General features: G+C 73.5%; 23 protein-coding genes. 15 read left to right on the top strand and 8 right to left on the bottom strand.

The genetic code is table 11. The features are described 5' to 3' along the window. Nucleotides 1–2: 2 nt before the first annotated feature. The 3 genes from KIH74_RS24070 to KIH74_RS38870 are packed head-to-tail and all read left to right on the top strand — an operon-like array spanning nucleotide 3 to nucleotide 4199. Entirely contained in the window at nucleotides 3–1127 is a 1125-nt protein-coding gene (locus KIH74_RS24070) for a glycosyltransferase family 4 protein (protein WP_214158398.1), read from the top strand. 1 nt (nucleotide 1128) lies between these two features. Next, the gene (locus tag KIH74_RS24065) at nucleotides 1129–3540 is read left to right on the top strand and encodes an acyltransferase family protein (RefSeq protein WP_214158397.1); all 2412 of its coding nucleotides are present in this window, start codon (nucleotides 1129–1131) and stop codon (nucleotides 3538–3540) included. Further along, the gene (locus KIH74_RS38870; protein WP_214158396.1) at nucleotides 3537–4199 is read left to right on the top strand and encodes an acyltransferase; all 663 of its coding nucleotides are present in this window, start codon (nucleotides 3537–3539) and stop codon (nucleotides 4197–4199) included. Before KIH74_RS24065 ends, KIH74_RS38870 begins: the two co-directional genes overlap by 4 nt. Here the strand turns inward: KIH74_RS38870 and KIH74_RS24055 are convergent. Then, on the bottom strand, nucleotides 4196–5098 hold the full coding sequence (locus tag KIH74_RS24055; protein WP_214158395.1) for a glycoside hydrolase family 26 protein: 903 nt from the start codon (nucleotides 5096–5098) through the stop codon (nucleotides 4196–4198). The genes KIH74_RS38870 and KIH74_RS24055 overlap by 4 nt on opposite strands. 87 nt (nucleotides 5099–5185) lie before the next feature. Between KIH74_RS24055 and KIH74_RS24050 the strand changes: the two genes are divergently transcribed. Beyond that, entirely contained in the window at nucleotides 5186–5791 is a 606-nt protein-coding gene (locus KIH74_RS24050; protein ID WP_214158394.1) for a metal-dependent hydrolase, read from the top strand. Here KIH74_RS24050 and KIH74_RS24045 read toward each other — a convergent pair. Beyond that, the gene (locus KIH74_RS24045) at nucleotides 5739–6560 is read right to left on the bottom strand and encodes a beta-1,6-N-acetylglucosaminyltransferase (RefSeq protein WP_214158393.1); all 822 of its coding nucleotides are present in this window, start codon (nucleotides 6558–6560) and stop codon (nucleotides 5739–5741) included. The genes KIH74_RS24050 and KIH74_RS24045 overlap by 53 nt on opposite strands. A 43-nt stretch (nucleotides 6561–6603) precedes the next feature. Beyond that, on the bottom strand, nucleotides 6604–7206 hold the full coding sequence (locus KIH74_RS24040) for a TetR/AcrR family transcriptional regulator (RefSeq protein WP_214158392.1): 603 nt from the start codon (nucleotides 7204–7206) through the stop codon (nucleotides 6604–6606). Nucleotides 7207–7307: 101 nt separating this feature from the next. Here KIH74_RS24040 and KIH74_RS24035 point away from each other — a divergent pair, with 101 nt between their 5' ends. From KIH74_RS24035 to KIH74_RS24015, 5 genes are all read left to right on the top strand, one after another. Next, on the top strand, nucleotides 7308–9551 hold the full coding sequence (locus KIH74_RS24035) for a glycoside hydrolase family 3 C-terminal domain-containing protein (RefSeq protein WP_214158391.1): 2244 nt from the start codon (nucleotides 7308–7310) through the stop codon (nucleotides 9549–9551). Between the two features lie 62 nt (nucleotides 9552–9613). Continuing rightward, nucleotides 9614–11722 carry an alkaline phosphatase family protein gene (locus KIH74_RS24030; RefSeq protein WP_214158390.1) on the top strand — a complete coding sequence of 703 codons (2109 nt, stop codon included), beginning with the start codon at nucleotides 9614–9616 and terminating at the stop codon, nucleotides 11720–11722. Between the two features lie 123 nt (nucleotides 11723–11845). Further along, on the top strand, nucleotides 11846–12511 hold the full coding sequence (locus KIH74_RS24025) for a VanZ family protein (protein WP_214158389.1): 666 nt from the start codon (nucleotides 11846–11848) through the stop codon (nucleotides 12509–12511). 49 nt (nucleotides 12512–12560) lie between these two features. After that, nucleotides 12561–13301 (top strand): response regulator transcription factor, encoded by a 741-nt coding sequence (locus KIH74_RS24020; RefSeq protein ID WP_214158388.1) that lies wholly within the window; start codon nucleotides 12561–12563, stop codon nucleotides 13299–13301. After that, a complete protein-coding gene (locus KIH74_RS24015) occupies nucleotides 13298–14425 on the top strand; it encodes a sensor histidine kinase (RefSeq protein ID WP_214158387.1) in 1128 nt (375 codons plus the stop codon). Before KIH74_RS24020 ends, KIH74_RS24015 begins: the two co-directional genes overlap by 4 nt. A gap of 121 nt (nucleotides 14426–14546) precedes the next feature. On the opposite strand, the gene KIH74_RS24010 is transcribed toward KIH74_RS24015, so the two are convergent. Beyond that, nucleotides 14547–15452, bottom strand: a complete 906-nt coding sequence (locus KIH74_RS24010) for an MBL fold metallo-hydrolase (protein ID WP_214158386.1) — start codon at nucleotides 15450–15452, stop codon at nucleotides 14547–14549. 82 nt (nucleotides 15453–15534) lie between these two features. On the opposite strand from KIH74_RS24010, the gene KIH74_RS37960 reads away from it, so the two are divergent. Genes KIH74_RS37960 through KIH74_RS23990 form a run of 4 tightly spaced genes read left to right on the top strand, consistent with a single transcriptional unit; the run spans nucleotide 15535 to nucleotide 17470 of the window. After that, nucleotides 15535–16155 (top strand): DedA family protein, encoded by a 621-nt coding sequence (locus tag KIH74_RS37960; RefSeq protein WP_214158385.1) that lies wholly within the window; start codon nucleotides 15535–15537, stop codon nucleotides 16153–16155. After that, nucleotides 16152–16466 carry an ArsR/SmtB family transcription factor gene (locus KIH74_RS24000; RefSeq protein ID WP_214158384.1) on the top strand — a complete coding sequence of 105 codons (315 nt, stop codon included), beginning with the start codon at nucleotides 16152–16154 and terminating at the stop codon, nucleotides 16464–16466. The genes KIH74_RS37960 and KIH74_RS24000 overlap by 4 nt, the downstream gene beginning before the upstream one ends. Nucleotides 16467–16510: 44 nt before the next feature. Beyond that, on the top strand, nucleotides 16511–17221 hold the full coding sequence (locus KIH74_RS23995; RefSeq protein WP_214158383.1) for an NAD(P)H-dependent oxidoreductase: 711 nt from the start codon (nucleotides 16511–16513) through the stop codon (nucleotides 17219–17221). A 42-nt stretch (nucleotides 17222–17263) separates the two neighbouring features. Continuing rightward, on the top strand, nucleotides 17264–17470 hold the full coding sequence (locus KIH74_RS23990; RefSeq protein WP_214158382.1) for a hypothetical protein: 207 nt from the start codon (nucleotides 17264–17266) through the stop codon (nucleotides 17468–17470). Here KIH74_RS23990 and KIH74_RS23985 read toward each other — a convergent pair. After that, complete coding sequence (locus tag KIH74_RS23985) at nucleotides 17467–19194, bottom strand: acyltransferase (protein ID WP_246572959.1); 1728 nt, start codon at nucleotides 19192–19194, stop codon at nucleotides 17467–17469. The genes KIH74_RS23990 and KIH74_RS23985 overlap by 4 nt on opposite strands. A gap of 151 nt (nucleotides 19195–19345) precedes the next feature. Between KIH74_RS23985 and KIH74_RS23980 the strand changes: the two genes are divergently transcribed. Beyond that, a complete protein-coding gene (locus tag KIH74_RS23980) occupies nucleotides 19346–20242 on the top strand; it encodes a pentapeptide repeat-containing protein (RefSeq protein WP_214158381.1) in 897 nt (298 codons plus the stop codon). Between the two features lie 158 nt (nucleotides 20243–20400). After that, nucleotides 20401–22068 (top strand): hypothetical protein, encoded by a 1668-nt coding sequence (locus KIH74_RS23975; RefSeq protein ID WP_214158380.1) that lies wholly within the window; start codon nucleotides 20401–20403, stop codon nucleotides 22066–22068. Between the two features lie 7 nt (nucleotides 22069–22075). On the opposite strand, the gene KIH74_RS23970 is transcribed toward KIH74_RS23975, so the two are convergent. The 3 genes from KIH74_RS23970 to KIH74_RS23960 all read right to left on the bottom strand — a co-directional run bounded on the left by KIH74_RS23970 (nucleotide 22076) and on the right by KIH74_RS23960 (nucleotide 26361). After that, on the bottom strand, nucleotides 22076–22960 hold the full coding sequence (locus KIH74_RS23970) for a LysR family transcriptional regulator (RefSeq protein ID WP_214158379.1): 885 nt from the start codon (nucleotides 22958–22960) through the stop codon (nucleotides 22076–22078). 48 nt (nucleotides 22961–23008) lie between these two features. Next, a complete protein-coding gene (locus KIH74_RS23965) occupies nucleotides 23009–24559 on the bottom strand; it encodes an FUSC family protein (RefSeq protein WP_214158378.1) in 1551 nt (516 codons plus the stop codon). 122 nt (nucleotides 24560–24681) lie between these two features. Beyond that, nucleotides 24682–26361 carry an NAD-dependent malic enzyme gene (locus KIH74_RS23960; RefSeq protein ID WP_214158377.1) on the bottom strand — a complete coding sequence of 560 codons (1680 nt, stop codon included), beginning with the start codon at nucleotides 26359–26361 and terminating at the stop codon, nucleotides 24682–24684. Nucleotides 26362–26384: the final 23 nt, after the last annotated feature.

Raw genomic sequence — 26384 nt, 5'->3', positions numbered from 1 at the left:
CGGTGTTCCCCCGTGACCCCAACCCCTACCAGGAACTGCTGCACGCCCAGCTGCGCAACGAGGACGTGACGCCGGCCTACGTGGCCATGCCGACACCGTCGAAGACGCTGAACCTGCTGCTGCTGCCGGCCGGCCTGCTGCGGGCCCGGCTGCGCGGCGCCCGGATCCTGCACCTGCACTGGGTCTTCGACTTCGCCCTGCCCTACGCCGGCCGGCTCGCCGTGCTCCGGCTGGTGATGCAGGGCTGGTTCGCGGCGGTGCTGTGGTGGAGCCGGCTGATCGGGCTGCGGCTGGTCTGGACCGCCCACAACGTGCTGCCGCACGACCGGGTGTTCTGGAACGACCGGCAGGCCCGGGCGCTGGTGCTGCGCCACGCCGACGGGGTGATCGTGCACGACCCGGTGGTGGTGCCCCGGCTGCGGCAGCTGCACCCGCACCTGCCGCCGGTCACGGTGGCGCCGCACGGCGACTACGCCGGCTGGTACCTCCCCCGGGGCACCCGGCAGCAGGCCCGGGAACGTCTCGCCATCCCGTCCGGCGAACGGGTTCTGCTGTTCTTCGGCGCCGTCACCGCGGACAAGGGGGTGCCCGAGCTGGTGGCGGCGTGGGCCCGGCTGTGCCGGGAGCGGCCCGGCCTGACCGCGGGCACCCGGCTGGTGATCGCCGGCCGCTGCACCGACCCGGCCCTGGAGGCGACCGTCCGCTCCGCCGCCCGCGCGCATCCCGGAAAGATCGTGGCCCGGCTGGGTTTCGTGCCGGACGACGAGGTGGGCGACCTCCTGGTGGCGGCCGACCTGCTCACCCTGCCGTTCCGCACCGCCACCACCCGGGGCACCGTGGTGCTGGCCCGCTCGTTCGCGAAACCCCTGCTGCTGCCCGACCTCCCGGCCCTGCGGTCGGTGCCCGGCGACGCCTGCCTGCGCTACGACCCGGCGGTGCGGACCGGTCTGGCGGACGCGCTGGAACGGGCCTGTTCGACGTCCGTGCGTGATCTGGAGGTCATGGGCGAGCGGGGGCGACCGGCCGGGACCGACTCGACCTGGGCCGAGGCGGCCCGCCGCACCGCCGCGCTCTACCGTGAGATCCTCTCCCCCACCGGCGTTCCCGCCACCTCGGGGGTGAGCTGAGATGACCGTCGAGCCCCCGGTCACCACCGCCCCCACCGCGGCCCCCGCGCCTCCGGTGAGCCGCCTGAAACTGTTCCTCACCGACAGCTTCTACCGCAACTCGCTGATGCTGATGGTGAACACGGCGGCGGCCACCCTGCTCGGCTCGGTGTTCTGGCTGATCGCCGTGCGCCGGTTCGCGCCCGCCGAGGTGGGGTTGCTGTCGTCCACCATCTCCGCCTCGGTGCTGCTCGGCACCGCCAGCTGCCTGGGGCTGCCGAACAGCATCATCCGGTTCCTCCAGCAGCGCACCGGAACCCGCGCCCTGGTGCTCACCGCCACGGCCGTCACCGCGGCCTGCTCCCTGGTGCTGAGTCTGGTGCTGCTGCCCAGCTCGTGGGCCCTGCCGCTGGCCCGCGACCACGCCGCCGCGGGCATCGCGCTGGCGGTGGCCACGGTGGTGCTCACCGCGGTCGGTACCACCCTCGACGCCGTGCCGGTCGCGCTGCGCGCCACCCACCTGCTGGTGGCCAAGAACGTTCCCGGTGGCCTGGTGAAAGTGGCCGCGCTGTTCCTGGTTCCGCAGGTGAGCGTGATCGACCTGGCCGTCGCCAACCTGGCCGGGATGATCGCGTCCACCCTGATCGCCGTGGTCATGCTGATCCCCCGGCTGGACGGCCCGGCCCGGCTGCGCCGCCGTTCCCTCACCGGCATCTGGTCGTTCTCGCTCGGCAACCACGCCGGGATGATCTTCGGCATCCTGCCCTCCACGGTCACCCCGCTGATCGTGCTGCACCGGCTGGGCGCCGAGGAGGCCGCGTTCTTCGGGGTGATCATGCAGCTCACCGGGCTGCTGAACGTGGTGCCCGCGACCATGTCGCAGAGCCTGTTCGCGGAGCTGTCGGCGCGCCCCGACCACCGCCGGGCGGCGATTCTCAAAGCCGCGCGCGCCCTCTACGCGGTGATGATCCCGGCCACGCTGTTCACGCTGGCCGCCAGTCACCTGCTGCTGCGGTTCTTCGGCCGGCAGTACGAGGCGGCCGGCACCGTGGCGCTGCGCTGGATGGCGCTGGGTGCCCTGGTCGCGGGCCTGAACTACCTGGTCGACGTGGCCGTCAACTCCCTCGGCCGGGCCTGGAGCTTCCTGCTGCTCAACGCCGTCAACGCCGTGCTGGTGCTGGGCTTCTGCGGCTGGGCGGCCACGCACGCCTCCGGCGGTGGCGCTGGTCTGGTCGCCGTGGGGCAGGCCTGGCTGACGGCGCAGGCCGCGTCGGTGGCGATCGGCGTGGTCACCTACTACCTGATCAGCCGCAAGAAACCCGAAAACCCTTCCAACCATGGACGACGAGGAGGCCGGCTGCGGTTCCTCGACGGCCTGCGCGGCGGCGCCGCCGCGTTCGTCGTGCTGTCGCACGCCTGGAGCACCGTCTATCCCCACGCCCGGGAGCACCTGGCCGGGCCGGCCCTGGCCACGGCGTGGCTCGGGCTGGGCTACTACGCCGTGGCGATCTTCATCGTGGTGTCCGGCTTCTCGCTGGGCCTGCCCCTGTGGCGGCACGACGGACGCTGGCCGGGCGGCCCGGGTGACTTCCTGCGGCGGCGGTTCCGGCGGGTCGTGCCCACCTACTGGGTGGCGCTGGCCGTGTCGGCCGGGATCGGGGCCACGCTGCTGGCGCGGCCGGTGGGGACCCTGTGGGACGGCGCCGTGCCGGTGCGGCCCGGCGGTGTGCTGTCGCACGCCCTGCTGGTGCAGGACCTCTGGTGGGCCGGGCCGGCGGGCAGCACCGCGTTCTGGTCGCTGGCCGTGGAGTGGCACATCTACCTGTTCCTGTTCCCGCTGGTGCTCCTGCTCCCGCAGCGGGGCCTGCCGGTGCTGGTCGCCGCGCTCACGGCTCTCTCCCTGGCCACCCTGCTACCCGGCACGTCCTGGGCCGGGAACCTGCACCCGACCTTCTCCGTGCTGTTCCTGCTCGGGCTGATCAGTGCCCGGGCGGCGGTGGCCGAGACGTCCTCGCAGCGCCGGGCCCGCGAACAGGGGCTGACGCTGGTCACTCTCACGGGTGCCGGGGCGGCCACGGTGGTCACGGTCGCCGGGCAGGCCGGGCCGCTGTCGCCCGTGCACGGGCTGTGGTTCGGCCCGCCGGTCGCCGCCGTGCTGGCCCGGATGGCCGAGGGGTCGTTCGCCCTGCTGCGCCGGGCCCTGGAGACACCGGTGCTGCTGTTCCTCGGCGCGATCTCGTACAGCCTCTACCTGACCCACGCGGTGGTGGTCGAGGCGGTGTGGCGGCTGGCCGTCGTGCCGCTGCACCTGGGTGAGACCGGACGGCTCGGCCTGGAACTGGCCGGCGGCCTGGCGGCCGGTGTCGCGGTGGCCACCGTGTTCTTCGCCGCCGTCGAACGGCGCTTCACCGCACCTGCCGGGGGGACGACGTGAAACCTGTTCTCGGCGCGCGCTATCCGCTGCCGTTGTCGGCCTACACCGAGCTGCTCGCCCGGGTCTCGGTGACCCGGTCGCTGTGGTACTCGTGGCGGCTGCGCGGCCGGGTGCTGGCCGGGCGCGGCAGCCGCATCCGGATCCACCGCACCGCCCGGGTCGAGGGGCCGCCCGGCTGGATGCTGGTGATCGGCATGGCCCACGACTCCACGCCCGGTGCGGTGCTGCGCATGCGCCCGCGCTCGCGGCTGACGCTCGGCGGGCGGGTGCAGTTCATGCGCGGCACCACGGTGCACCTGGGCTACGACGCGCACCTGTCGGTGGGGGCGGGCACCTTCGTCAACGACGGCGCCACCGTGCACTGCGACCACCGGGTGGAGATCGGCGCGGACTGCGCGATCTCCTGGGGCGTGCGGATTCTCGACAGCGACGTGCACGCCCTGCTGAAGGACGGCGTGGAGCAGCCGCGTCACGCCCCCGTCGTCATCGGGGACCACTGCTGGCTGGGCACCGGGGCGACCGTGCTGAAAGGCGCCGAACTGGGCGACCACTGCGTGGCCGGGGCCTCGGCCGTGGTCACCGGCCGGTTCGGCCCGGGCACCCTGGTGCACGGGGTACCGGCCCGGGCGGTGTCGAAAGACGTTTCGTGGAAACACTAGGGCCGGCTCAGCAGCCAGTCCCGGTACACGGCGAACGCCTGCGGGGCCAGCTCTGACGCCGTCGTCCGCCCGTTCCCGGTCTTGTCCCAGAACCCCTGGTACACCACGTTCTCGGTGTCGAACAGGCTGGTCATCCGGGTGACGTAGTAGGTGTTGTCGCCGCCGCCGTAGGGGTCGTCCGGCAGAGGGCCCCACTCCGGCACGCTGACCGGCTTGCCGCGGCTGCGGGCGAACGCCAGCACGCTCTGCGGGCCGCCGGCCTGGGTGCGCTGGAAGTCCCAGCGGGCCCGCGGTTCCTGGCCCACCCACTCCGGCGCGGTGTCGTACTGGTCGATGCCGATCACGTCCACCGCGTCGTCGCCGGGGTACCAGGAGGCGAGCGGCACGGCCCTCTGCCCGGAGCTGACCGTCCAGTCCAGGCGGAAGTTCGCGCCCGGGGTGGCGTGCAGGATGTTCGCCGCCCGGGCCCAGTACGCGGCCCAGTCGCGGTGGTCCTGATCGGTGTCGCCGATGTTGCCGAAGAACCAGGTGCCGTTGGCCTCGTGCCCGAGCCGGATCACCGACGACCCCAGACCGGCCGCCACCAGCCGCTGCCCGAGAAGCCGGAAGTGCTGGTCGTATTCGCCCCGGGCACCCCGGGCGCGCCAGTCGGCCGGGCTGCCGGTGGGCACCAGCCCCTGGCCGATCACCAGGGTGCGGCCGGGCACCCCCGCGGCCCAGGCCGCCCAGGCGTGGTCGGGGTCGCGCGTGCCGATGAACCAGGGGTCGGTGATGCCCTCCCAGCTGTCCATCGCGTCGTTGAACACCAGCACGCAGTCCAGCGAGCGGCCCAGGTTCCGCTCGAACGTGACCAGCCGTTCCAGGCTGTGCGCGGTGTACACGCAGTTCGTCGTGGGCACCGGCGCTTTCGGTGAGGCGCACGAAACCAGCGTCAGGACAAGGGCAACCAGCAGGGCGGTGCGGGCTGGCTGCATTAGGCTGGTCCCATGCTCTCCGACAGACGTCTGTGGTGGCTCCCGGTGTGCTGCTGGCTCGCCGTCGTCGTCGCCGACGTGCTGCTACGGCGTGCCCCGTCGTACTTCGTGCTCGGCCTCGTCGACGAGCCGGCCCACTTCCTCACCTCGGTCGTGGTGCTGCTCGCGGTGGCCGCCGCGGTTCCGGGGCGCCACCTCGGAGTGTATTTCAGCGCGGGGCTCCTGGTCTCGGGAAACCTGATCGATCTGGACCATCTGCCGATGTCGCTGGGCACCGACCTGCTCACCGCCGGCACCGCCCGCCCCTACCCGCACTCCCTGGTCACGCCGGTGGTGCTGCTGGCCGTCGCGGTGCTGTCGCCGGGCCGGTGGTCACGGCTGGCCGCGGGCGCGGCGATCGGCGTGACCGGGCACCTGCTGCGCGATCTGGGCACCGCGCCGGTGTCGCTGTTCTGGCCGTTCAGCGGCGCCGGGGTGAGCGTTCCGCACGGCCTCTACCTGGGCGTGCTGCTGGCACTGGCACTCGTGCCCAGGCTGGCCGGGGCGGTCCGGTCCACCCCGCCGTCTATTCGGCCAGCGCCTGCGCCGCGTGCAGCAGAGCCTGATCGGCGGAGCTGAACTTGCGGGCGTAGAGAAAGCCCTCGGCGGCGGCCGGTTCCAGGTCGCCCGGCGTCAGCGGCTGCGGATGTCGCCCACCGGACCAGGTGGCGTAGGTGGTGCCGCGGGTGTCGAGGTGCACGCCGTCGAGGTTGCCGACGACGGTGTGGAAGAACGCCTCGTCCGAGGAGACCACGGCACGGAAGTAGCGGCGCAGTGCGGCATCGGTGCGGGCGGCCGCCACCACCTGGGCGGCGGTGGAGCGGGTCAGCGAGAAGTACGGCGACCCGGCGAACAGCCTGCGCCCGCCCAGGGCCTGGGCCGGGTCGAGGGCGGGCAGCCGCCGGCCGATCCCGGCGGCCAGCACCGCGCTCGCCGACCCGGGCCGCCCGGCCGCGAGAAAGCGCTCGGTGAAACGGCTCTCCGGTTTTCCCCGGGCCGGGTCGGGGGCCGGGAGGGCGGCGATCCGGTCGGTCAGCGGGCCGGGCGTCAGCCGCGCGTCCGGCACGATCGGGTAGTGCTGGCCGCTGAGCAGCGAGACCCGGCGCACCTCCGGCTCGGTCAGGGCGGTCTCGATCAGCCGCAGCGTGGCCTCGGTCTGCCCCCAGCCGCCCCACCGAACCCGCACCCGGTTCTGCACGAAAACCGCCTGGGGGCAGGCCTTCCGGAACGGATCCTCGTCGGCGCGGGCGTCCACGTGCACGAACACCGGCCCGGTGACGGCCAGCCGTCCGGTCAGCAGGCCGCACAGGGCGGGATCGGTGTGCACCAGCAGCAGGAAGGCGTGCATACCCCTAGCGAACTGGGCGAACCGGACATCGTCAAGCGGATCGCTAGATCTCCGGCACACTCACGCGGCGCAGGTACTCCCGCATCTGGGCGGCCATGTCGATGGAGTCGCGATCGAGCAGCCACTGCACCTGGAGGCCGTCCATCAGGGCGACGATGCGCTGGGCCTCGCGGGCCGGGTCGACGCCCTCGCGCAGCTCGCCGCGTTGCGCCATCTGCTCCAGGGCCGCGCGGGTGTGGCCGACGGTGCGCACGTAGCGCTCTCGGAACCACTCGTGGGCAGGGTGGCCGGGGGCCGTGGCCTCGGCGGACAGGATGCAGTAGAGCTCGGTCAGACCGGGCGTGCGCTGGTTGCGGCGCACCACCTCGACCAGCTGCCGCAGGATGCCGGCGCCGCCGGCCTCGGCCAGGCCGGGCTGGTCGTGCTCGTCGCGCAGTTCGAGCACCCCGGCCAGCAGGTCGCTCTTGGAGGAGAAGTGGTGCAGCAGCGTGGTGTGGGCGATGCCGATGCGCTGGGCGATGTCCCGCATGGAGCCGCCGCGGTAACCGGCCTCGGAGAACACCTCGAAGGCGGATTCCAGGATGGTGCGCCGCCGCGCGGCGGTGCCGGCGTACGGCCCGCGTCGTCCTGTCGTTGAACCGCCCACCGCCGTGACGTTACCGGGTGAATCTCCCGAGCGATACTCGACCAAGTGGTCGAATTTCAGTTACGGTGCATCCACCGAACCGCCCTCAACGAGGAGATCCGATGACACATCCGCTGATCAGCCAGCTGACGCTCGAGGAGAAGGCGTCGCTCGTCTCCGGGGCGTCGTTCTGGACGACCCGGTCCGTCGACCGCGTCGGCATCCCGGCCGCCACCCTCACCGACGGCCCGCACGGCGTGCGGATGCAGGCCGGCGAGTCCGACCACCTCGGACTCAACGCCAGCCACCCGGCCACCGCGTTCCCGACCGCGGCCGCCCTCGGCTCCACCTGGGACCCGGAGCTGGTCGAGGAGGTCGGCCAGGCGCTGGGCGCCGAGTCGCGGGCCCTGGACGTCGACGTGCTGCTCGGGCCGGGCGTCAACATCAAGCGATCCCCGCTGTGCGGCCGCAACTTCGAGTACTTCTCCGAGGACCCGCTGTTGGCGGGCGCCCTCGGCACCGCCTGGGTGAAGGGTGTGCAGTCGCAGGGCGTCGGCGCCTCGCTGAAGCACTACGCGGCGAACAACCAGGAGACCGACCGGATGCGGGTGAGCGCGGAGGTCGACGAGCGCTCGCTGCGGGAGATCTACTTCCCGGCGTTCGAGCGCACCGTGACGCAGGCCCAGCCGGCCACCGTGATGTGCTCGTACAACAAGATCAACGGCACCTACGCGTCGCAGAACCACTGGCTGCTGACCGACGTGCTGCGCGGGGACTGGGGTTTCACCGGCTACGTGGTGTCGGACTGGGGCGCCGTGGTCGACCCGGTCGCCGCCGTGGCCGCTGGCCTGGACCTGGAGATGCCCTCCTCCGGCGATCGCGGCCCGGCCGCGATCGTCGCCGCGGTGAAGGCGGGGACGCTGGACGAGACGCTGCTCGACCAGGCCGCCGAACGGGTGGTCTCGGTGCACGAGCGGCTGCGCGCCGCGCGGGGTGAGCAGGCTCCGAAGAGCGTCGCCGAGCTGACCGACGCCCACCACGCCCTGGCCCGCCGGACCGCGGCGGCCGGTTCGGTGCTGCTGAAGAACGACGGCGGCCTGCTGCCGCTGGACCCGGCCGAGGGCGGCCGGATCGCCGTCGTCGGCGAGTTCGCCCGCACCCCGCGCTACCAGGGCGCCGGCAGCTCGCACATCAACCCGACCAAGCTGGACGACGCGCTGAGCGCGATCCGGGCCACCACCACCCGCGCGGTGTCGTTCGAGCCGGGCTTCACCTTCGACGGCAGCAACGAGGAGGCCCTGCGCGAGGCCGCGGTGAAGGCGGCCTCCGAGGCCGACGTCGTGGTCGCGTTCCTGGGACTGCCCGACGCCGAGGAGTCCGAGGGCTTCGACCGCTCGCACCTCGACCTGGCTCCGGTGCAGACCCGGCTGCTGACCGCGCTGCTGGCCGCGAACCAGCGCGTCGTCGTGGTGCTCAGCAACGGTGCCGTCGTGTCGGCCGACGGCATCACCGACGCCGCCGCGGTGCTGGAGATGTGGCTCGGCGGGCAGGCGAGCGGCCTGGCCGCGGCCGACATCCTGTTCGGGGCGGCCGAGCCGGAGGGCCGTCTGGCCGAGACCCTGCCGCTGCGCCTGGCCGACACCCCGGCGTTCGTGAACTGGCCGGGCAGCGACCGCAAGGTGGTCTACGGCGAGCGCGTCTACGTGGGCTACCGCTGGTACGACACGATCGGCCGCGACGTCGCCTTCCCGTTCGGTTTCGGGCTGGGCTACACCACTTTCGAGTTCTCGGACGTGGCCGTCACGGTCGCCGACCCGAAGGTCGCGGCCGCGGTGGTCGAGGTCACCGTGACCAACACCGGCGACCGGGCCGGGGCCGAGGTGGTGCAGGTGTACGTGGCCGACCCGGTGGCGGGCGTCGACCGGCCGGCCCACGAGCTGCGGGCGTTCAGCAAGGTGCGGCTGGCCGCGGGCGAGTCCCGGCGGGTGCGGCTGGAGCTGGACGAGCGGGCGTTCGCCTACTGGGCGCCCACCGGCTGGCTGGCCGAGCCGGGCGAGTACCTGATCGAGGTCGGGGCCTCCTCGCGCGACATCCGGCACACCACGTCGATCACGCTCGACCTGCCGGCTGTCGTGCCGGTGCTGGACGAGCAGTCCACCTACGGGGAGTTCTCGCAGCACCCGCAGGGCGCGAAGGTGCTGGAGGGCTTCGTCACCGGACTGGGCGCGGCCGGGGCGATGTTCTCCGACCCGGCGATGACCGCGATGATCGACGACATCCCGATGCGCAACGTGATCTCGTTCGGCGGGGTGAGCGACGTGGAGGGGACGCTCGCGGTCCTGCTGAAGGACGCGGCCCAGGGCTGAGCCGGTCCGGAGGGCGGGACGCGAGGGATGCGTCCCGCCCTTTGCGGTTAATGTTGCCGGTTGTGCCGAGGTCGTTGATCATCTCCGGTCGCGACCTGCGGGACGCCCTGATCGGGCTGGTCCCGAACGCGGCCGCCCTGCTGGTGTCGTCGTGGGTGCTGGCCGGTCTCGAGATCGCGCACTGGTGGTGGGCCTTCGCGGTGGCCGCGGTGACGGCCGCGGTGGACGCGACGGCCCGGCCCGCGCTGCGTCTGGTGGCGGGTCTGGCGGGGGCGTTCACCGCCCTGTTCCTCGGGCTGACCGCGCAGGTGGCGCTGATCATGCTGGCGCTGCTGGTGGTGCCGGGGGTGGTCGTCACCGGGGTGGAGGCGGTGGCGCAGACCCTGCTGATGGTGGGCCTGCTGGCCGCCGTCACCCGGTCGGTGGTGAGTGTCAACGACAGCTCCTACGTGGTGGGCGACCTGATCCGGCGGGGTGAGGCCCGGCGGCGGCGCAGCGGCGCCGAGGTGCCGCGCGAGATCCCGTGCGGCGTGGTGATCGTGCAGATCGACGGGCTGCCCTACCCGCTGCTCCAGAACGGCATCGTGTCCGGGGTACTGCCGACGCTGTCGCACTGGGTGCGGTCCGGCTCGCACGAGATGACGCCGTGGTGGGCCCGGGTGCCCTCGACCACCCCGGCCAGCCAGGCGGCTCTGCTGCACGGCGGCAACGACGGCATCCCGGCGTTCCGGTGGTACGAGAAGGACACCGGCCGGCTGATGGTGGCCAACCGCCCCGGGGACGCCGCCGAGATCGAGTCCCGGCTGTCGGACGGGCGGGGGCTGCTGGCCGACGGCGGGGTCAGCGTGTCGAACATGTTCAGCGGCGACGCCCCGACCTCGCTGATGGTGATGAGCCGGGCCGCGCGGCGCGGCGACCTGGGCCCCGGAAGCGCCTACATCCGTTTCTTCTTCAGCCCTTTCGTGGCGGCCCGCACCCTGGTGCGCACCGTCGCGGAGATCGTCAAGGAGCTGTACCAGGGACGCCAGCAGCGGGTGCGCGGTATCGAGCCACGGATCCCGCGGCGGGGTGCGTACGTCGCGCTGCGCGGGATCACCAACGTCGTCCTCAGGGACCTCAACGTGGCGCTGGTCGCCGAGCACATGATGGCCGCGGCCCCGGTGATCTTCGTGGACTTCGTCGACTACGACGAGATCGCGCACCACGCCGGGGTCTCCCGGCCCGAGTCGATCGACGCCCTGGCCGGGCTCGACCTGACCCTGCGCACCCTGGAACGGGTGGCGGCGGCCGCACCGCGGGACTACCGGTTCGTCGTGCTCTCCGACCACGGTCAGAGCCAGGGGACGACGTTCCGGCAGCTGACCGGGCGCACCCTGGAGGCCGCGGTGCGGGAGCACGCGGGCACCGCGCCCGGGCAGACGGTGGCCGAGACCGGCGACGTGGAGGGCTGGGGCCCGTTCAACGCGCTGCTGCGCGACGTGCTCACCACCGGCCGGCCCCCGCGCACGCGCTGGGCCCGGCGGAGGGTGGAACGGGCCGGGGACTCGGGGATGCTGGCCGGTCCCACCTCGGCGGCGACCCCCTCGGCCGACGAGGGCGAGCGCCCGGAGCTGGTGGTGGTCGGGTCGGGCAACCTCGGCCTGGTCTGGTTCCCGCGACGTCCCGGCCGGGTCGGCGCCGAGACGCTGACCGAGGACCTGCCCGGCCTGATCCCCGGCCTGCTGACCGAACCCGGCATCGGCTTCGTGGTGGTCGACAGCGCCCGCGGTCCCCTGGTGATGGGCCGTGCGGGCATCCGGGTGCTGCTGGAGGACCTCGTGGAGGGCCGGGACCCGCTCGCCGGTTTCGGCCCCCGCGCCGCCGCCGACCTGATCCGGGTGGCGCAGATGCGCAACGCCCCTGACCTGTATGTGCATTCGACCCTGCACGCGCGCACCGGGGAGGTGCACGCGTTCGAGGAACTCGTCGGCTCGCACGGCGGGCTGGGCGGCTGGCAGAACCAGGCCGTGCTGGTGCACCCGGCCGGCTGGCCGGTCGACCCGGACCTGCTCGACCGCACCGTGGAGGGCGAGGAACTGCTCTACGGGGCGGACATGGTGCACCGGCAGCTGGTGCGCTGGCTGGAGCGGTGCGGGGCCCGGCGAGCGGATGCCGCGGCACCCGGATCCTGATCGGCACTCCCCGGCCACGGCCGTCCGGCCCGTGATGCAGCGGGTTCACGGCGCCGGCGTGTATCGCGGACGTATCGGCGAACGCATACGCCGGGGCAACCCGCTTCCGGGTTGGGTAGCGGCATGACTCTCGGTACGCCCTCCCAGGCGGCGCACCCGGGCCGCCGGGCGGCGCAGACCGCCCTGGCCGGGCTCGGCCTGCTCGCCGTCGTCGCCGCGGCCACCGTTCTGCGCGGGCCGCTCCTGATGTCCGCGCCCACCTGCCTGGCCGGCCGTCCGCACGGCTGCCTCGACACGTTCAACGGGGTGCTGTTCGTGACGCTGCTCGGGGCGCCCGTGGCCCTCCTGACGGCCTGGGCGCTGAGCCGCCGGCGGCGGGCCGCGGGGGTTTCGCGGGCCTGGCTCCGGTCGCTGGCCGAGGTCGGAATGGTCTACGGCACCGTGCCGTTCGTGTGGCTCACCACGATGCCGGGCTCCGGGGCCGGGGTGGTGCCCGGCCGGCTGAGCCTGGTGCCGCTGCGCGACCTGGCCACGACGGGACTGCCCGGGATCGGCGGCAACCTGCTGGTGCTGGCGGCCCTGGGGTTCTTCGCACCGGTCCGGTTCGCGGCGGTGGCGTCACTGCCGCGGGTGCTGGCCCTCGGCGCCGCGGGCTCGGTCCTGATCGAGACCGCGCAGTACGTGCTGCGTCTCGACCGGGTGTCGTCGGTGGACGACGTGCTGGTCAACGCCACCGGGGCGCTGCTGGCGGGCCTGCTGTCGCGCCCCTGGTGGAACCGGCCGGGATAAGCTGGTGAGCCGTCCGGATGCGCCCACTTCGCCGTCGTAGGGGCCAGACATGCGTGTGCTGATCGTGGAAGACGAACCCCATCTGGCCGAGGCCGTGCGCGACGGGCTGCGGCTGGAGGCGATCGCCGCCGACATCGCGGGTGACGGTGACCACGCCCTCGAACTGCTCGATCTCAACACCTACGACCTGGCGGTGCTCGACCGCGACGTGCCGGGTCCCTCCGGCGACGAGGTGGCGCGGCACATCGTGTCGTCCGGCAGCGGCATCCCGATCCTCATGCTCACCGCCGCCGACCGGATCGACGACAAGGTCTCCGGGTTCGGGCTCGGCGCCGACGACTACCTGACCAAGCCGTTCGACCTGCGGGAACTGGTGCTGCGGCTGCGGGCCCTGGACCGGCGCCGGGCGCAGCCCCGGCCGCCGGTGCGCGCGGTGGCGGGGCTACGGCTGGACCCGTTCCGGCGTGAGGTGTTCCGCGACGGGCACTACGTCGCGCTCACCCGCAAGCAGTTCGCGGTGCTGGAGGTGCTCATGGCCGCCGAGGGCGGGGTGGTGAGCGCGGAGGAACTGCTGGCCCGGGCCTGGGACGAGAACGCCGACCCACTCACCAACGCCGTGCGCATCACCGTCTCCGCCCTGCGTAAACGCCTCGGCGAACCCTGGCTCATCGCCACCGTGCCCGGCGTCGGCTACCGCATCGAGACGCCGGCCGACCCGACCGCACGATCCGCGCCGGCGTCCACCCCGACGTCCACCCCGACGTCCATGCCCCCGGAAGACCGGCCGTGAACCGCCCGCGCGGGCTCAGCGCACGACTCCGGCTCACTCTCAGCTATGCCGGGTTCCTCTGCCTGGCAGGCATTCTCGTGCTGGCCACGATCTGGGTCTCGTTGCTGCGTCACCTGCCGGGCGTCCCCACCGAGCCCCCGGGTGCCACGGCCCTCCCGCTGAACCGCTACTTCGTGCTCCACGCCCTGGCGCCCGCCACCGCCGCCACCCTGGCCTTCCTGCTCGGGTTCGGCCTGCTCGGCGGCTGGGTGCTGGCCAGCCGCATGCTCGCCCCACTGACCCGGATCACGCAGGCGGCCCGCACGGCCGGGCAGGGGTCGCTGTCGCACCGTATCCGGATGCCCGGCCGCCAGGACGAGTTCCGGGAACTGGCGGACGCTTTCGACGCGATGCTGGAGAAGCTCCAGGCGCACGTCGCCGAGCAGCAGCGGTTCGCGGCGAACGCCTCGCACGAGCTGCGCACCCCGCTGGCCATCTCCCACGCCATGCTCGACGTGGCCCGCCGCGATCCGTCCCTGGACCGTGACGAGCTGATCGAGCGCCTGAACACGGCCAACCGGCGGGCCATCGACCTCACCGAAGCCCTGCTGCTGCTAAGCCGCGGCGAGCGCGGTCACTTCACCCGCGAGAGCGTCGACCTCTCACTCACCGCCGAGGAGGCGGCCGAGGCCCTGCTCCCCCTGGCCGAGAGACGCGGGGTGACGCTCGACGTGGGCGGCTGCCCGGCCCGCACCAGCGGCTCGGCCGAGCTGCTGCTGAGGATGGTGACGAACCTGGTGCAGAACGCCATCGTCCACAACCTTCCCGGCGGTGGCACGGTCAGCGTCGACACCGCGACGGGAGACGCTTGCGTGGTGCTGCGGGTCTCGAACACCGGACGTCCCCTGGCACCGGAGACGCTGCCGACCCTGCTGGAGCCGTTCCAACGCGGCAGCGAGCGGGTGCGCACCGACGAGCACGCCGGCGCCGGGCTCGGCCTGGCCATCGTGAACAGCATCGTGCGCGCCCACCACGGCACCCTCGAACTCGTGTCCTCCCCGGCGGGCGGGCTGATGGTCACGGTCCGGCTCCCCGCCGCACCGCGGGCACCGGAACCGGCCCGGGCGCCCGCTGGAGCGGGTTGATCCGGCCGGCCGAGACGCGCAGGCCGGGCCACGCTGGGGCCGGGCCACGCTGGGCCGGGCCCGGGATCAGCCCGGGATCAGCCCGGGATCAGCCCGAGATCAGCCCGAGATCAGCCCGGGATCAGCCCGGGATCGTGATGCCCGCGCCCGGCTCCAGCACGACGGGCCGGCAGCCGGGGGCGTGCCGTCGCAGGGCGCGGGCGAAGTTCTCCCCGCCGGCGTCCATCCATCCGGCCGGATAGCGGCCCACCACCGGCGCGTGCAGCGTGCCCCAGTGCACGGGAACCGCCGCCCGCGCCCCGATCAGGGCGCAGGCCCGGGCGGCCTGGTCCGGATCCATGTGCCCGCCGGACAGTTTCGGCCCCCAGCCGCCGATCGGCACGACGGCCAGGTCGATCCGGCCACCGGCCAGGGCGGGCAGGTCCGCCATCTCGTCGTACAGGCTGGTGTCGCCGGCCAGGTAGACGGTCAGGTCCGGCGTCTGCACCAGGTGGCCGTTCGCGGCGTTCGGGCGGTGCGGCATCGGCCGGTGACCGTGGTCGGCCCGCACCAGCCGCGCCCGCACCTTCGACCCGGGCACCCCGAACCAGCCATCCGGCCCGAGTCCCGTCCCGTCCCCCGAAGAGCCCGCAGCGTCACCCGAAGAGCCCGCAGCGTCACCCGAAGAGCCCGCGGCCCCGCTCGCGACCGAGCCCGCGGTCCCGCCCCCGGGGCCACCCGCAGCCGCCGTGACCCCCCGCCGCCGCAACCAGGCCGCGTTCTCCGGGGCGGTCAGCACCGGCACCCCCGGCAGCAGCCGCAGCGAGCCCAGCTCGGCGTGGTCGTGGTGCAGGTGCGACAGCAGCACCAGGTCGGGTTTCTCCCACAGCCGCGGATCCGGCCGGGGGCCCCGGCGGCGCAGCGGCCAGTTGTGGCGCAGCAGCAGCGGATCGCTGAGCAGCCGCGCGCCGTCGAGGTCGAGGACGACGGTCGAGTGCCCCAGCCAGGTGAGGCCGGGACCGACCCGGGGCGATACTTCGGGCAGCACCGTGCCAGCATGCTCCACGTCGGCGCCACGCCCGTCACCGACCCGTCCACGAAACACCGCACACCGATCCGGAGGAATCCCGGTGCCCGCAGCCACCACGCTGAGCGACGGTACCGTCGACGCCACCACGAGCCTCGGGCTGGCCACGCTGGCCGGGCTGTTCCTGACCGTCACCCTGGGCGCGATCGTGCCGGTGGTGCCGACCGGCGCCGCGGTCAGCGGCGTGGGCGCGTTCGCCTGGCACCACGACCCGCTGCTGCTCGTGCTGGTGCTCACCGCCGGCGCGGCCGGGGCCTACCTCGGCGACCTGGGCATGTACGCGCTGTGCCGGGTGGGTGGCCGGGCCCTGGCCCGGCGGCTGCGCTGGCTGCGCGACGACGACCACCTCGGCGCCGTGGAGGAACGCCTGCACCGCAACCCGGTACAGACCCTGCTGGTGTCGCGGCTGCTGCCCGGCGGCCGGATCCCGGTGCTGCTGGCCGCGGCGTTCCTCGGCCTGGACTGGCGCACGTTCCTGGTCGCCAACGCCCCGGCCTGCGCGCTCTGGTCGGCCGTGTACCTGGCCGTCGGCACCGTGGGCGGCAGCGTCTTCGCCGAGCCCTGGCAGGGGGTGCTCGCCGCGGTGGTGCTGGTGCTCGTGGCGACCCAGGCGGCCGGGCTGGTGAGCCGGTACCGGCTCAAGCACCCGGGCGCACGATCATGACGCCCGACGAGCTGGCCGACGTGTTCAAGGCTCTCAGCAACCCGGCCCGGGTGGAGATCCTGACCTGGCTGCGCGACCCGGACCGGCACTTCGCCATGTACGAGCCGATCGCCGACCGCCAGGAGTTCGGGGTGTGTGTGACCCACATCCAGGCCAAGGCCGGGCTGGCGCAGTCCACCACCTCGGCCGCGATGGCCCTGCTGGAACGGGCCGGGCTGGTGCGCTCGCGCCGGGTGGGCAAGTACCGGCACTACCGCCGCGACGAGGAACGGATCGCCCGGTTCGTCGCCACCCTGGGCCAGGAACTCTGACGAAGTCGTAGCGTCACATCGGAATATGACGATACGTTTGCACCATGTCGCCGACCGCCCTGATCGTGCACGCCCATCCCGAGCCGCAGTCGTTCGGCTCCGCCCAGATGCGGGAGGCCCGCGCCGCCCTCACCGGCCGGGGCTACGCGGTCGAGGTGCTCGACCTCTACGCCACCGGCTGGAACGCCGTCCTGGCGTCCTCCGACTTCCCCTCGGCCACCGGCTATTTCAAGCCCCAGGCGGAGCAGCAGCGAGCCGCCGCCGACGGCACCCTGCCCGCCGACGTGCGTGAGCACCTGGCCGCCCTGCACCGCGCCGACCTGCTGGTGCTCTCGTTCCCGCTGTGGTGGTTCTCGGTGCCGGCCGTGCTCAAGGGCTGGATCGACCGGGTGTTCGTGATGGGCAGCGTGTTCGGCGGCGAGCACGGCATCTTCGGCCAGGGCGCCCTGACCGGCCGCCGGGCCGTGCTGCTGATCTCCACCGGCGGCGCCCAGGCGGACTTCGGCCCCGGCCGGGAGTACGGCGACCTGGACCGCCTGCTGTTCCACATCCACCACGGCATGCTGGCCTTCGTCGGCTACGACGTGCTGCGCCCGGTGGTCACCCACGCCCCCGCCCGGCAGACCGAAACCGTGCGCAGAGCCGCGCTCGCCGACGTCCACCAGCAGTTCAGCACGCTGGAGCAGCGCCTCCCCGTGGATCTGATGCGCGGCGACAGCATGCTGACGGCGGAGTCCGCACCAAGGGGGGACTGACAGAACATCCCTCACCACCGCCATCGGGCGCACAATCGGGTCATGCCCTTCCGCCTCAATCCCCTCCGACGGCAGCAGCTCGGCCGGCTCATCGACCGGGCCGGCCTGTCCCTGGCCCCGCCGCAGCAGGCGATCCCCGGCTACCGCGCCCACGTGGAACGCTGGGACATCGCCCTGCGCCGGCTGACCGCCGGCGACCCGAACCACACCGATCCGAACAACACCGACCTGCCTCACGAAAACCGCTAGAGCGCAGCCGGTTCCGGTCGGTGAACGCCCCGGGGCCGGTAACCCAGGGCCCCCGCGCCGCCCAGCAGGTCGGCCAGCAGCCAGACCACCGACAGCCACATCTCGGTGCCCTGGAGCCCGGGAACCGTTTCCGCGGGCCAGTTTCCGGCAGGCCCGACCGGGCCGCTCCCGGCCCGCCCCGGCAGCGGGGGTGCGGCGAAGGCGAATCCGGCGCCGTCCACCCACTGCTTGAGGACGACGCCGAGCAGGCGCCCCGCCACCGCCGTCACCTCCTCGGCGCGGTACCCGGTGCCCCGGGTGAGCCAGAGCGGGTGGGCCACGTCGAGCACGTTGCAGGCGTTGTACCGCCCGGGCGCGAACCAGCGCGGGTCGCGCACGTGCTGGAGCACCGTGTCGATCACCCGCTCCGGATACGGCAGGGGCAGCCCGAACTGGGCGAACGTGCCCCGCGACGCCCGGTAGAAGCCGTTGACCGGCTGGAGCAGCCCCTCGGCCGGCGTGCGCCGGCCCCACAGCCCGGTGTCCGGGTCGGCGTGCGTGAGCAGCCATCCGGACAGCGCCTCCAGCACCGGGCTCTCGCTGCCGGGAGCGGCCCGGCGGTTCCAGTGGCAGGCGGTGCCGACGGCGTCCACCCAGGCCCCGGCGTGCCAGGCCCGGTCCGCCCAGGGCAGGGCCGCCACGGACCTGAGCAGGCCGTCGGCGCCCAGCCGCCCCACCGCGTGAACCGGCTCGGGAAAAGCACTTCCGAGCAGATCCAGGGCATACCCGGCACAGAGCACGTGATACAGCGCCTGCGGGTCGTCCAGGCCGGCGGTGCCCGGGCGCGGCCCGTCGCCGTCCACCGGAACGTCCACCAGACCGTCCGCCGAATCGTCCGTGATCTCCCCCACGAGACCACTGACCGGATCCTGCCGCCCCCGCAACCAGGCCACCTGCTCGGCGGCCGGGCGCTGCCCGGGCGGACCGCCCAGCAGCAGGTCGGCGATCTCCACCGCGTCGCACTGGGCGCGCACCGTGACGGCGGCGCCGGGCCGGTCGGCGAACAGCCCCCGCCGCGGGTCCCAGGCGCGATCCAGCAGTTCCTGGGCCGATGCGCGGGCTCTCGCCCCGAACGCCTCCAGTTCCCCCACCGGGTCGCCGGGCGTCTCCGGCCGCACCCGCCAGCGCAGCAGCCGCGCCGGGTTCCCGCCGACCACGGCCCCGGCCGGCACGTCCTTCGTCACCACCGCCCCGGCCGCCAGCACCGCCCGGTCGCCCACCGTCACGCCGTCGAGCACCACCACGTGCGAGCCCACCCACACGTCGTTCCCGATCGTGATCCCGGCCGAGGTCAGGGGCTGGCGGAACACCTCGACGCCCGGATCGTCCATCGAGTGGTTGAACCCCAGGATCGAGGTGTGCGCCCCGATCCGCACCGCGTCACCCAGCCGCACCGAACCCCGCACCACACCGTACGCGTTGATCGTGCAGTCCCGCCCGGCGCTCAGCTCCCCGGTCAGGTAGGCGCCCGCCGCCACGCAGGTGCGGTCGCCCAGCCGCAGTTTCTCGTTGTGCACCGAGGCCAGCGGCGACACGAAACACCGCTCCCCCAGCTCGTACCCGTCCAGTGCCACCAGGTCGCGCTGAAGGGCGAGCTGGCGTTCGCGGGCCTCGTCGCCCGCCTCCTGCCAGAACGCCCAGGGCGAGTAGTCCAGGTCCTTACGGTGGAACTCCGCGTGCGCCATGCACCCGATTCTCGGTCGCCCCGCGCCCGCCCGCAGCCATCCGATCAGGAACGATCAACCACCATGGACGACGCCGGACCGCGCACACCGGTTGGGCCGGGCGGGGGTGCCCGGGTGGCCGGTCCGCCCACCCCGCCCGACCATGTTTGCCATGGCTGTCAACAGTGTCGGTGAAGATGATCTGGCCGGCCGTGACCTGAGGAACAACACCCACCTGCGCGACTACCGGCTCCACGGCGCGGACCTGAGCCGGTGCAGTCTCCAGGGCACCGATCTGCGCGGTGCCGACCTGCACGGCGCCAACCTGACCGAGGCGAACCTGACCGAGGCCAACCTCGAGGGCGCCAACCTGTCCGGCGTCGACCTGCACGGGGCCAAGCTCCAGCAGACGGTGCTCACCTGGGCCAACCTGAAGGGCGCCCAGCTGGCCACCGCCGACCTGCGCGAGGGCCACCTGCACGGCGCCGACCTGTGCAACGCCGACCTGCACGGCGCCCGTCTCGACCACGCCGACCTGGGTGACGCCGCGGTGCGCGGCGCCGACCTCAGCGGGGCCGCACTGACCTGGGTCCGGCTGTCCGGCGCGGACCTGAAGAAGGCCGAGGTGTCCAACGCCGACCTGGCGCACGCCAGCCTGGCCGGCGCCCACATGACCGAGACCCAGATGGTGTCGGCCACGCTGAGCGAGGCCGACCTGACCGGTGCCTCGCTCGGCGGCACCGACCTGACCGGCGCCGACCTGACGGACGCCCGCATGCGCGGCATCATGATGGGCCGCTCGGCCCGGTCCGGCAACGTGCACCTCGACCACGCCGACCTGACCGGCGCGGATCTGCGGGACGCCCGGATGTCGTCGGTCAGCCTGAAGGACGCCACGCTCTTCGGCGCCGACCTGAGCGGCGTGTCGGCGTTCGGGGTGGAACTGACCGGTGCCCGCTGGGACTTCCGCACCCGCTGGGACTTCCATCACGAGCTCCAGATCCAGGACGCCTCGGCCGACCTGGGTGACGGAACGTTCCGGGTGGTGCGGCGCTACGTGATGCGCTGACCCGAAACCCGCTGCCGGACGCCGAATGTGAGCGGAGTCATTGAACCGGCGCGCTATGGCTCGTCTTGACCCGGCACTGACCGGGAGTTGACGTCGCACCGGTGGCACCTGGGTAGCGTCGCGGAGCCGGATCCGCATCGTTCCAGGGAGTTCCCGTCGTGGGCAGCACGCGCCGCCGTACCTTTCTCGCCTCCGCCCTCGCCCTGCCGCTGGCCGCCGCCGCGCTCGGCGCGCAGCGGGTGATGGCGGCCGAACCAGCCACCGAAGCAGCCAGCGGTGCGGCGGGATCCGCCGCCGGTGACGTGGTCGGCAAGATCACCGTCGGCTACCAGGGCTGGTTCGCGGCCACCGGCGACGGCTCGCCGATCGACTGCTGGTGGCACTGGAGCCCGGACGCGCAGAAGGCCCCGTCGGTCAGCAACAACGGGATCAAGGCCTGGCCGGACATGAGCGAGTACGAAACCACCTACGAAACAGCCTTCCCCGCACTCGGCAACGGCCGCCCGGCCACCCTGTTCTCGTCGTACGACCAGCAGACCGTGGACACGCACTTCGCCTGGATGCAGGAGAACGGCTGCGACACGGCCGCTCTCCAGCGGTTCGACCCGACCGGCGGTGAGGGCCCGACGCGTGACGACATGACCGCGAAGGTGCGCACGGCCGCCGAGGCCACCGGGCGCAAGTTCTACATCATGTACGACGTGACCGGCTGGAAGCAGATGGCCACGCAGCTGCCCGCCGACTGGACGTCGAAGATGAAGGCCTACACCGCGTCGTCGGCGTACGCCACGCAGAACGGCAGGCCGGTGGTCTGCATCTGGGGTTTCGGGTTCAACGACGAGAACCACGACTGGGCCGCGGCGGACTGCCTCGACGTCGTCCACTGGTTGCAGGAGCAGGGCTGCTACGTGATCGGCGGGGTGCCGACCTACTGGCGGGAGGGGAAGAACGACTCCCGCAGCGGTTTCGGCGACGTGTACCACGCCTTCGACATGCTCTCGCCGTGGATGGTCGGGCGGATCGGTGACGCCGACGGCTCGGACTGGTTCTACGAGAAGGTGAACACCCCCGACCAGGCCGACTGCGACGCCCACGGCATCGACTACCAGCCCTGCGTGCTGCCGGGTGACGTGAGCGAACGCCAGCGCGCGCACGGCGATTTCATGTGGCGGCAGTTCTACAACATGGTGCGCGTGGGGGCGGCCGGCATCTACGTCTCGATGTTCGACGAGTACAACGAGGGCAACCAGATCGCCAAGACCGCCGAGACGCCCGCCACCGCCCCGGCCGGTTTCCTCACCCTGGACGAAGACGGCACGGCCTGCTCGTCGGACTACTACCTGCGCCTGACCAACGACGGCGGGCGCATGCTCAGGGGCGAGGTCGCGCTGACCGAGAAGCGTTTCACCACACCGCTGGTCGGGGCCGACCCGGTGGGTGGCGACGACCCGAACCGCACCGTCGCGCTGCGCTCGAAGGCCAACGACCGGTACGTCGCCCTGGCCTCCGGCGCCCTGGTGGCGAGCGCCGCGAGTGCGGGCGAGAAGTTCGTCGTCGTCGATCTGGGCGCCGGCAACGTGGCGCTGCGGGTGAAGAGCACGGGCAGGTACGTCTGCGCGGAGAACGCCGGCGCGGTCGCGCTGACCGCCGACCGGGAGGCGATCGGCGGCTGGGAGATCTTCGCGCTGGTCGAGAACGCCGACGGCACGGTGAGTTTCCGCTGCGGGGCGAACGGGAAGTACGTGTGCGCCGAGAACACCGGCGCCGACCCGCTCGTGCCCAACCGCGACGCGATCGGGCCGTGGGAGTCGTTCACCCTGGTGTAGCCGGGTGCTACCCGGACACCTCCAGCGCGTGGTCGATGAACCGTTGCGGCGCGGGCGGCAGGGTGCGGGAGGTCAGCCAGGCGATGCCGATGTCGCGGGAGGCCCGCACGTCGGTCATCTCCAGGTAGCGGATGGGCAGGTTGCCCTGGAGGGCCACATCGGGCGGCGACGGGATGAGCGAGACCCCCAGACCGGCGGCGACCAGGCCGCGCAGCGTCTCCACCTCCTCGCCCTCGAACCCGATGTGCGGCGCGAACCCGGCCTGGTGACACAGGTTCTCGGTGATGCTGCGCAGGCCGTAGCCGGGCTTGAGCACGATGAACTGCTCACCCGGCACCTCGGCCAGGCGCACCCGGCGGCGCCGGGCCAGCCGGTGCCGGGCGGGCACCGCCAGCCAGAGCGGCTCGACCAGCAGCCGGCGCCAGGTGATCAGCGGGTGACCGGGGTCCTTGCTGGTGATGATCAGGTCGGCGGTGGCGTCGAGAAGGCAGGCGGACAGCCCGTTCTCACCGGCCTGCTGGAGCTCGAACCGGGCCTGCGGGTAGGTCTGCCGGAACCCGTTCAGCAGGCGGGGCACCAGCCAGGTGCCCAGGGTGTGCAGAAAGGCCAGCGACACCGTGCCGGCGTCCGGGTCGACCATCTCGGCCACCGCCCGGCGTCCCCGGTCGTAGCTGTCGAGCAGGCTGTCGACGTGCTGCTTGAACACCTGCCCGGCCGGGGTCGGCCGCAGCACCCGGCCGACCCGGTGCAGCAGCTGCGCCCCCACCTCCTGCTCCAGCCGGGCCAGGGCCCGGGAGAGCGCGGGCTGGGTCATCCGGGCGTCCCCGGCCACGTCGGTCACGGTCTCGCCCCCGGCCACGGCCTGGAACGCCCGCAGCACCTCCAGTTCCATCCGCCCACGGTCTCACGAGATCACCGGGCATCCGCCCGACCTCCTGCTTCACGTTCGCACGAGGTCGCTCGCCAGCACGCGCGCCGTCACCACGTCGCAGAGCTTCTCGGCCGTGGCGATCACCGGCTCCCAGTCCTGGCGCGGGCGGCGCAGGGCCGGTTCGTGCCCGGCCAGGGCGACGGCCCGGCGGGCGGCGCCCAGCTGCTGGTAGGCCGAGCGGCGCAGCACGTGCCGGCGCACCGGCCCGGCGGCCGGGGCCAGGGCCCGGTAGCGCTGCACCGCGGCGAGCGCGGTGCGGATCCGGTCGTCGGCGGTCGCGGCGGCGGAGCGGGGCCAGAGCGCGAAGTGGAGCACCAGCACGATGCCCGCGGCCAGCGCGGTGTCGAGGATGCGCGGCCAGGACAGGGCCCGCTCGTCGCCGAGCAGGTCGAGGAGCACGAGGACGACGACGGTCAGGCCGGCCGTCGCGACGCCGTAGTGGTGACGCACCCCGACGGCCATCACGGCGCCGAACACCGCCAGCACGGCCAGCCACACGTACGGGTCGGTGATCCACAGGGCGAGGGCGGCGATGACCGCGACGCCGGCCACGGTGCCGAGGCAGCGGTGCACGGCCCGCCGGAACACCGGCCCGAGGTCGGGCTTGTAGACGAACGCCACGGTCATCGGCAGCCAGTAGTTGCGGGGGCCGTCGAGGGCCTCGGCGAGCAGCTGGGTGAGCAGCACGGCGAGGCCGAGCAGCAGGGCGTAGCGCAGGCAGTCGGCGAGGCCGGGCGGGCGGTGGGGCGCGGGCTCCAGCGGGATCTCGTCGATCTGCTCCTGCCCGGCGGCCTCGAAAACGCCGGCCAGGGCGCGTAGTCCGGGAGTGTCCTGGGCGAACGGGGTGGGCAGCACGCGGATCTCGCCGGCCATCAGCGACAGCGGGGTGCCGGTCACCGTGACGGGCAGCGGTCGGCCCTCCCAGATCAGCGTGGTGACGGCCTCGGCGAGCCGGATGGCCAGGGCGAACGAGCGGCGCAGCCGGGCCGGGGTGTTCGGGCCGAGGGCCTGCTGCGCGGTGTCGAGGGAGTCGGCCAGGCGGCGCCGGGCGTCACCGGCGGCGGGGGTGCCCGCGGCGGCCAGGGCCCGCGACGCCGCGCGGTACACGGCCTGCACCGCCTCGCGGGCGATCCGGTGGCGGTCCCACAGCCAGGGCGCGACCGACAGCGCGAGCACCAGCATCACCCCGGCGAACAGCGCCAGGGGCGCCTGCCACCAGGGCCCCGGAACCGGCATTCCGCCGCCGACCACGGCACCCAGCAGCAGGTGCATGCCCGCCACCGAGGCCACCCGCCCGCGCAGGCTGACGGCCCCGGCCAGCACCGCACAGAACACCAGGCAGACCAGCACGGCGCCGGGATGCCCACTGCGCAGTGCCAGTTCACCGGCCAGCAGGCCACCGGCGGCGGCCAGGCCGAGCGAGCCGAGGCGGGCCACCCGCGAGCGGTACGGGTCCTGGCCGTCCTGCCCGACCCCCCACAGCCCGCCCACCGAGGCGACCACGGCGAGCTCGATGCTCCCGGTCAGGACGCCGATCAGGGCGGGGACGCCGAGAGCCACGGCCGCCCGCGCCGCCGCTGCGGCGGCGCCGACCCGTGGCGCCCCCCACCGGAACCCGCGCGTGAGGGCGTCCGCTCGTGACCCCCACGACCTTCGCCCGGGGGCGTCCACCGTGGTCTTCATCAGACAGCCCGGACCGGGCGGTAGACGGGCTGCCAGCGGGCGGCGCGCACGGCGTCCTCCAGTTCACCGTCGGCGATCCTCCCGGACACCACACCGTCCCGGACGGCGGCGCGGGCCACCGCGACGGCCACCGCGACGGACGTCTCGCGCAGCCCGGAGACCAGCGGCAGGATCGGGGCACCGGGCACCGAGACGTCGGTCTGCGCGGCGACCGCCTCGGCCGCGGCGACCAGCATGCCGTCGGTGACCCGGGACGCCCCGGCGACCACCGCGCCCAGCCCCAGGCCGGGGAAGACCAGGGCGTTGTTGGCCTGGCCGATCCGGTGGCGCACGCCCGCGTGCTCGACGTCGCCGAACGGGCTGCCGGTGGCGATCAGGGCCCGGCCGTCGGTCCAGGCCAGCAGGTCGGCGGGGGTGGCCTCGGCCAGCCGGGTCGGGTTCGACATCGGCAGGACGATCGGGCGCGGTGTGTTCGCCGCCATCGAGCGCACGATCGGCTCGGTGAAGGCGCCGCCCTGGCCGGAGGTCCCGATCAGGACGGTCGGCGCGACGTGGTCGACCACCTCGGCCAGGCCCACGGTGCCGGTGTCGCTCCAGCCGGCCACCTCGGCGTCCGGGCGGGCGTAGCGGCGCTGGGCCTCACGCAGGCCGGGCGTGGAGGTGGTGATCAGGCCGTGCCGGTCGACCGCCCAGATCCGGGCGAGCGCCTGCGCCGGGGTCAGCCCGGCCCGCACCAGCGCGTCGCACAGCTGGTCGGCCACGCCGGTGCCGGCGCTGCCGGCGCCGAACACCACGATCCGCTGGTCGGCCAGCGGCAGGCCGCCGGCCCGCACGCCGGACAGCACGGCCGCCAGGTTCACCGCACCGGTGCCCTGGATGTCGTCGTTGAAGGTGAACGCCTCGCCGCGGTAGCGATCGAGCACCCGGCGGGCGTTGGCCGGGCCCAGGTCCTCCCAGTGCAGAAGGGCTTTCGGGAACAGCCGGGTGGCGGCGGCGACGTACTCGCCGACGAACTCGTCGTAGGCCCGCGGGTCCACGCGCTCGTGCCGGGTGCCCAGGTACAGCGGGTCGTCGAGCAGCTCGCGCCGGTTGGTGCCGACGTCGAGCATCACCGCCAGGGTGCGGCGCGGGTCCAGGCCGGCCGCGGCGGTGTACACGGCGAGCTTGCCGACCGCGATGTCCACACCGCCCACACCCCAGTCGCCGATGCCCAGCACGGCCTCGCCGTCGGTGGCCACGATCAGGTCCACGTCGTCCGGGCCCAGCCCGGAGGCCAGCAGCGACTGCTCGATGTCGCCGGGCGCGTCCACGGACAGGTAGATGCCGCGCGGGCGCCGGTACTCGTAGCTGTAGCGCTCGATCGCGGTGCCCACCGTGGGCGTGTAGACGATCGGCAGCATCTCGCCCAGGTGGTCGCCGAGCAGCCGGTAGAACAGCACCTGGTTCCGGTCGCGCAGGGCCGTCAGGTACACGTTGCGGGCCAGGTCGGTGGGCTGCTCGGTGTACTGCCGGTAGGCCCGGGCGGCCTGCTGCTCCAGGGTGAGCACCTGCGGCGGCACCAGGCCCACCAGGTCCAGCTCGCGCCGCTCCTCGAGGGTGAACGCCGTTCCGTGGTTGAGACGGGGGTCGGTCAGCACGGCGCGGCCACGGGCGGTGGTGGTGAGCGGGTGTTGCGGCATCGGGTTCTGGACTCCTGGATTCA

The organism is Kineosporia corallincola, from assembly GCF_018499875.1.
Classification (GTDB): domain Bacteria; phylum Actinomycetota; class Actinomycetes; order Actinomycetales; family Kineosporiaceae; genus Kineosporia; species Kineosporia corallincola.
Note: the sequence above shows the minus strand (reverse complement) of the source record. Positions and strands in the feature narration are given on the sequence as shown.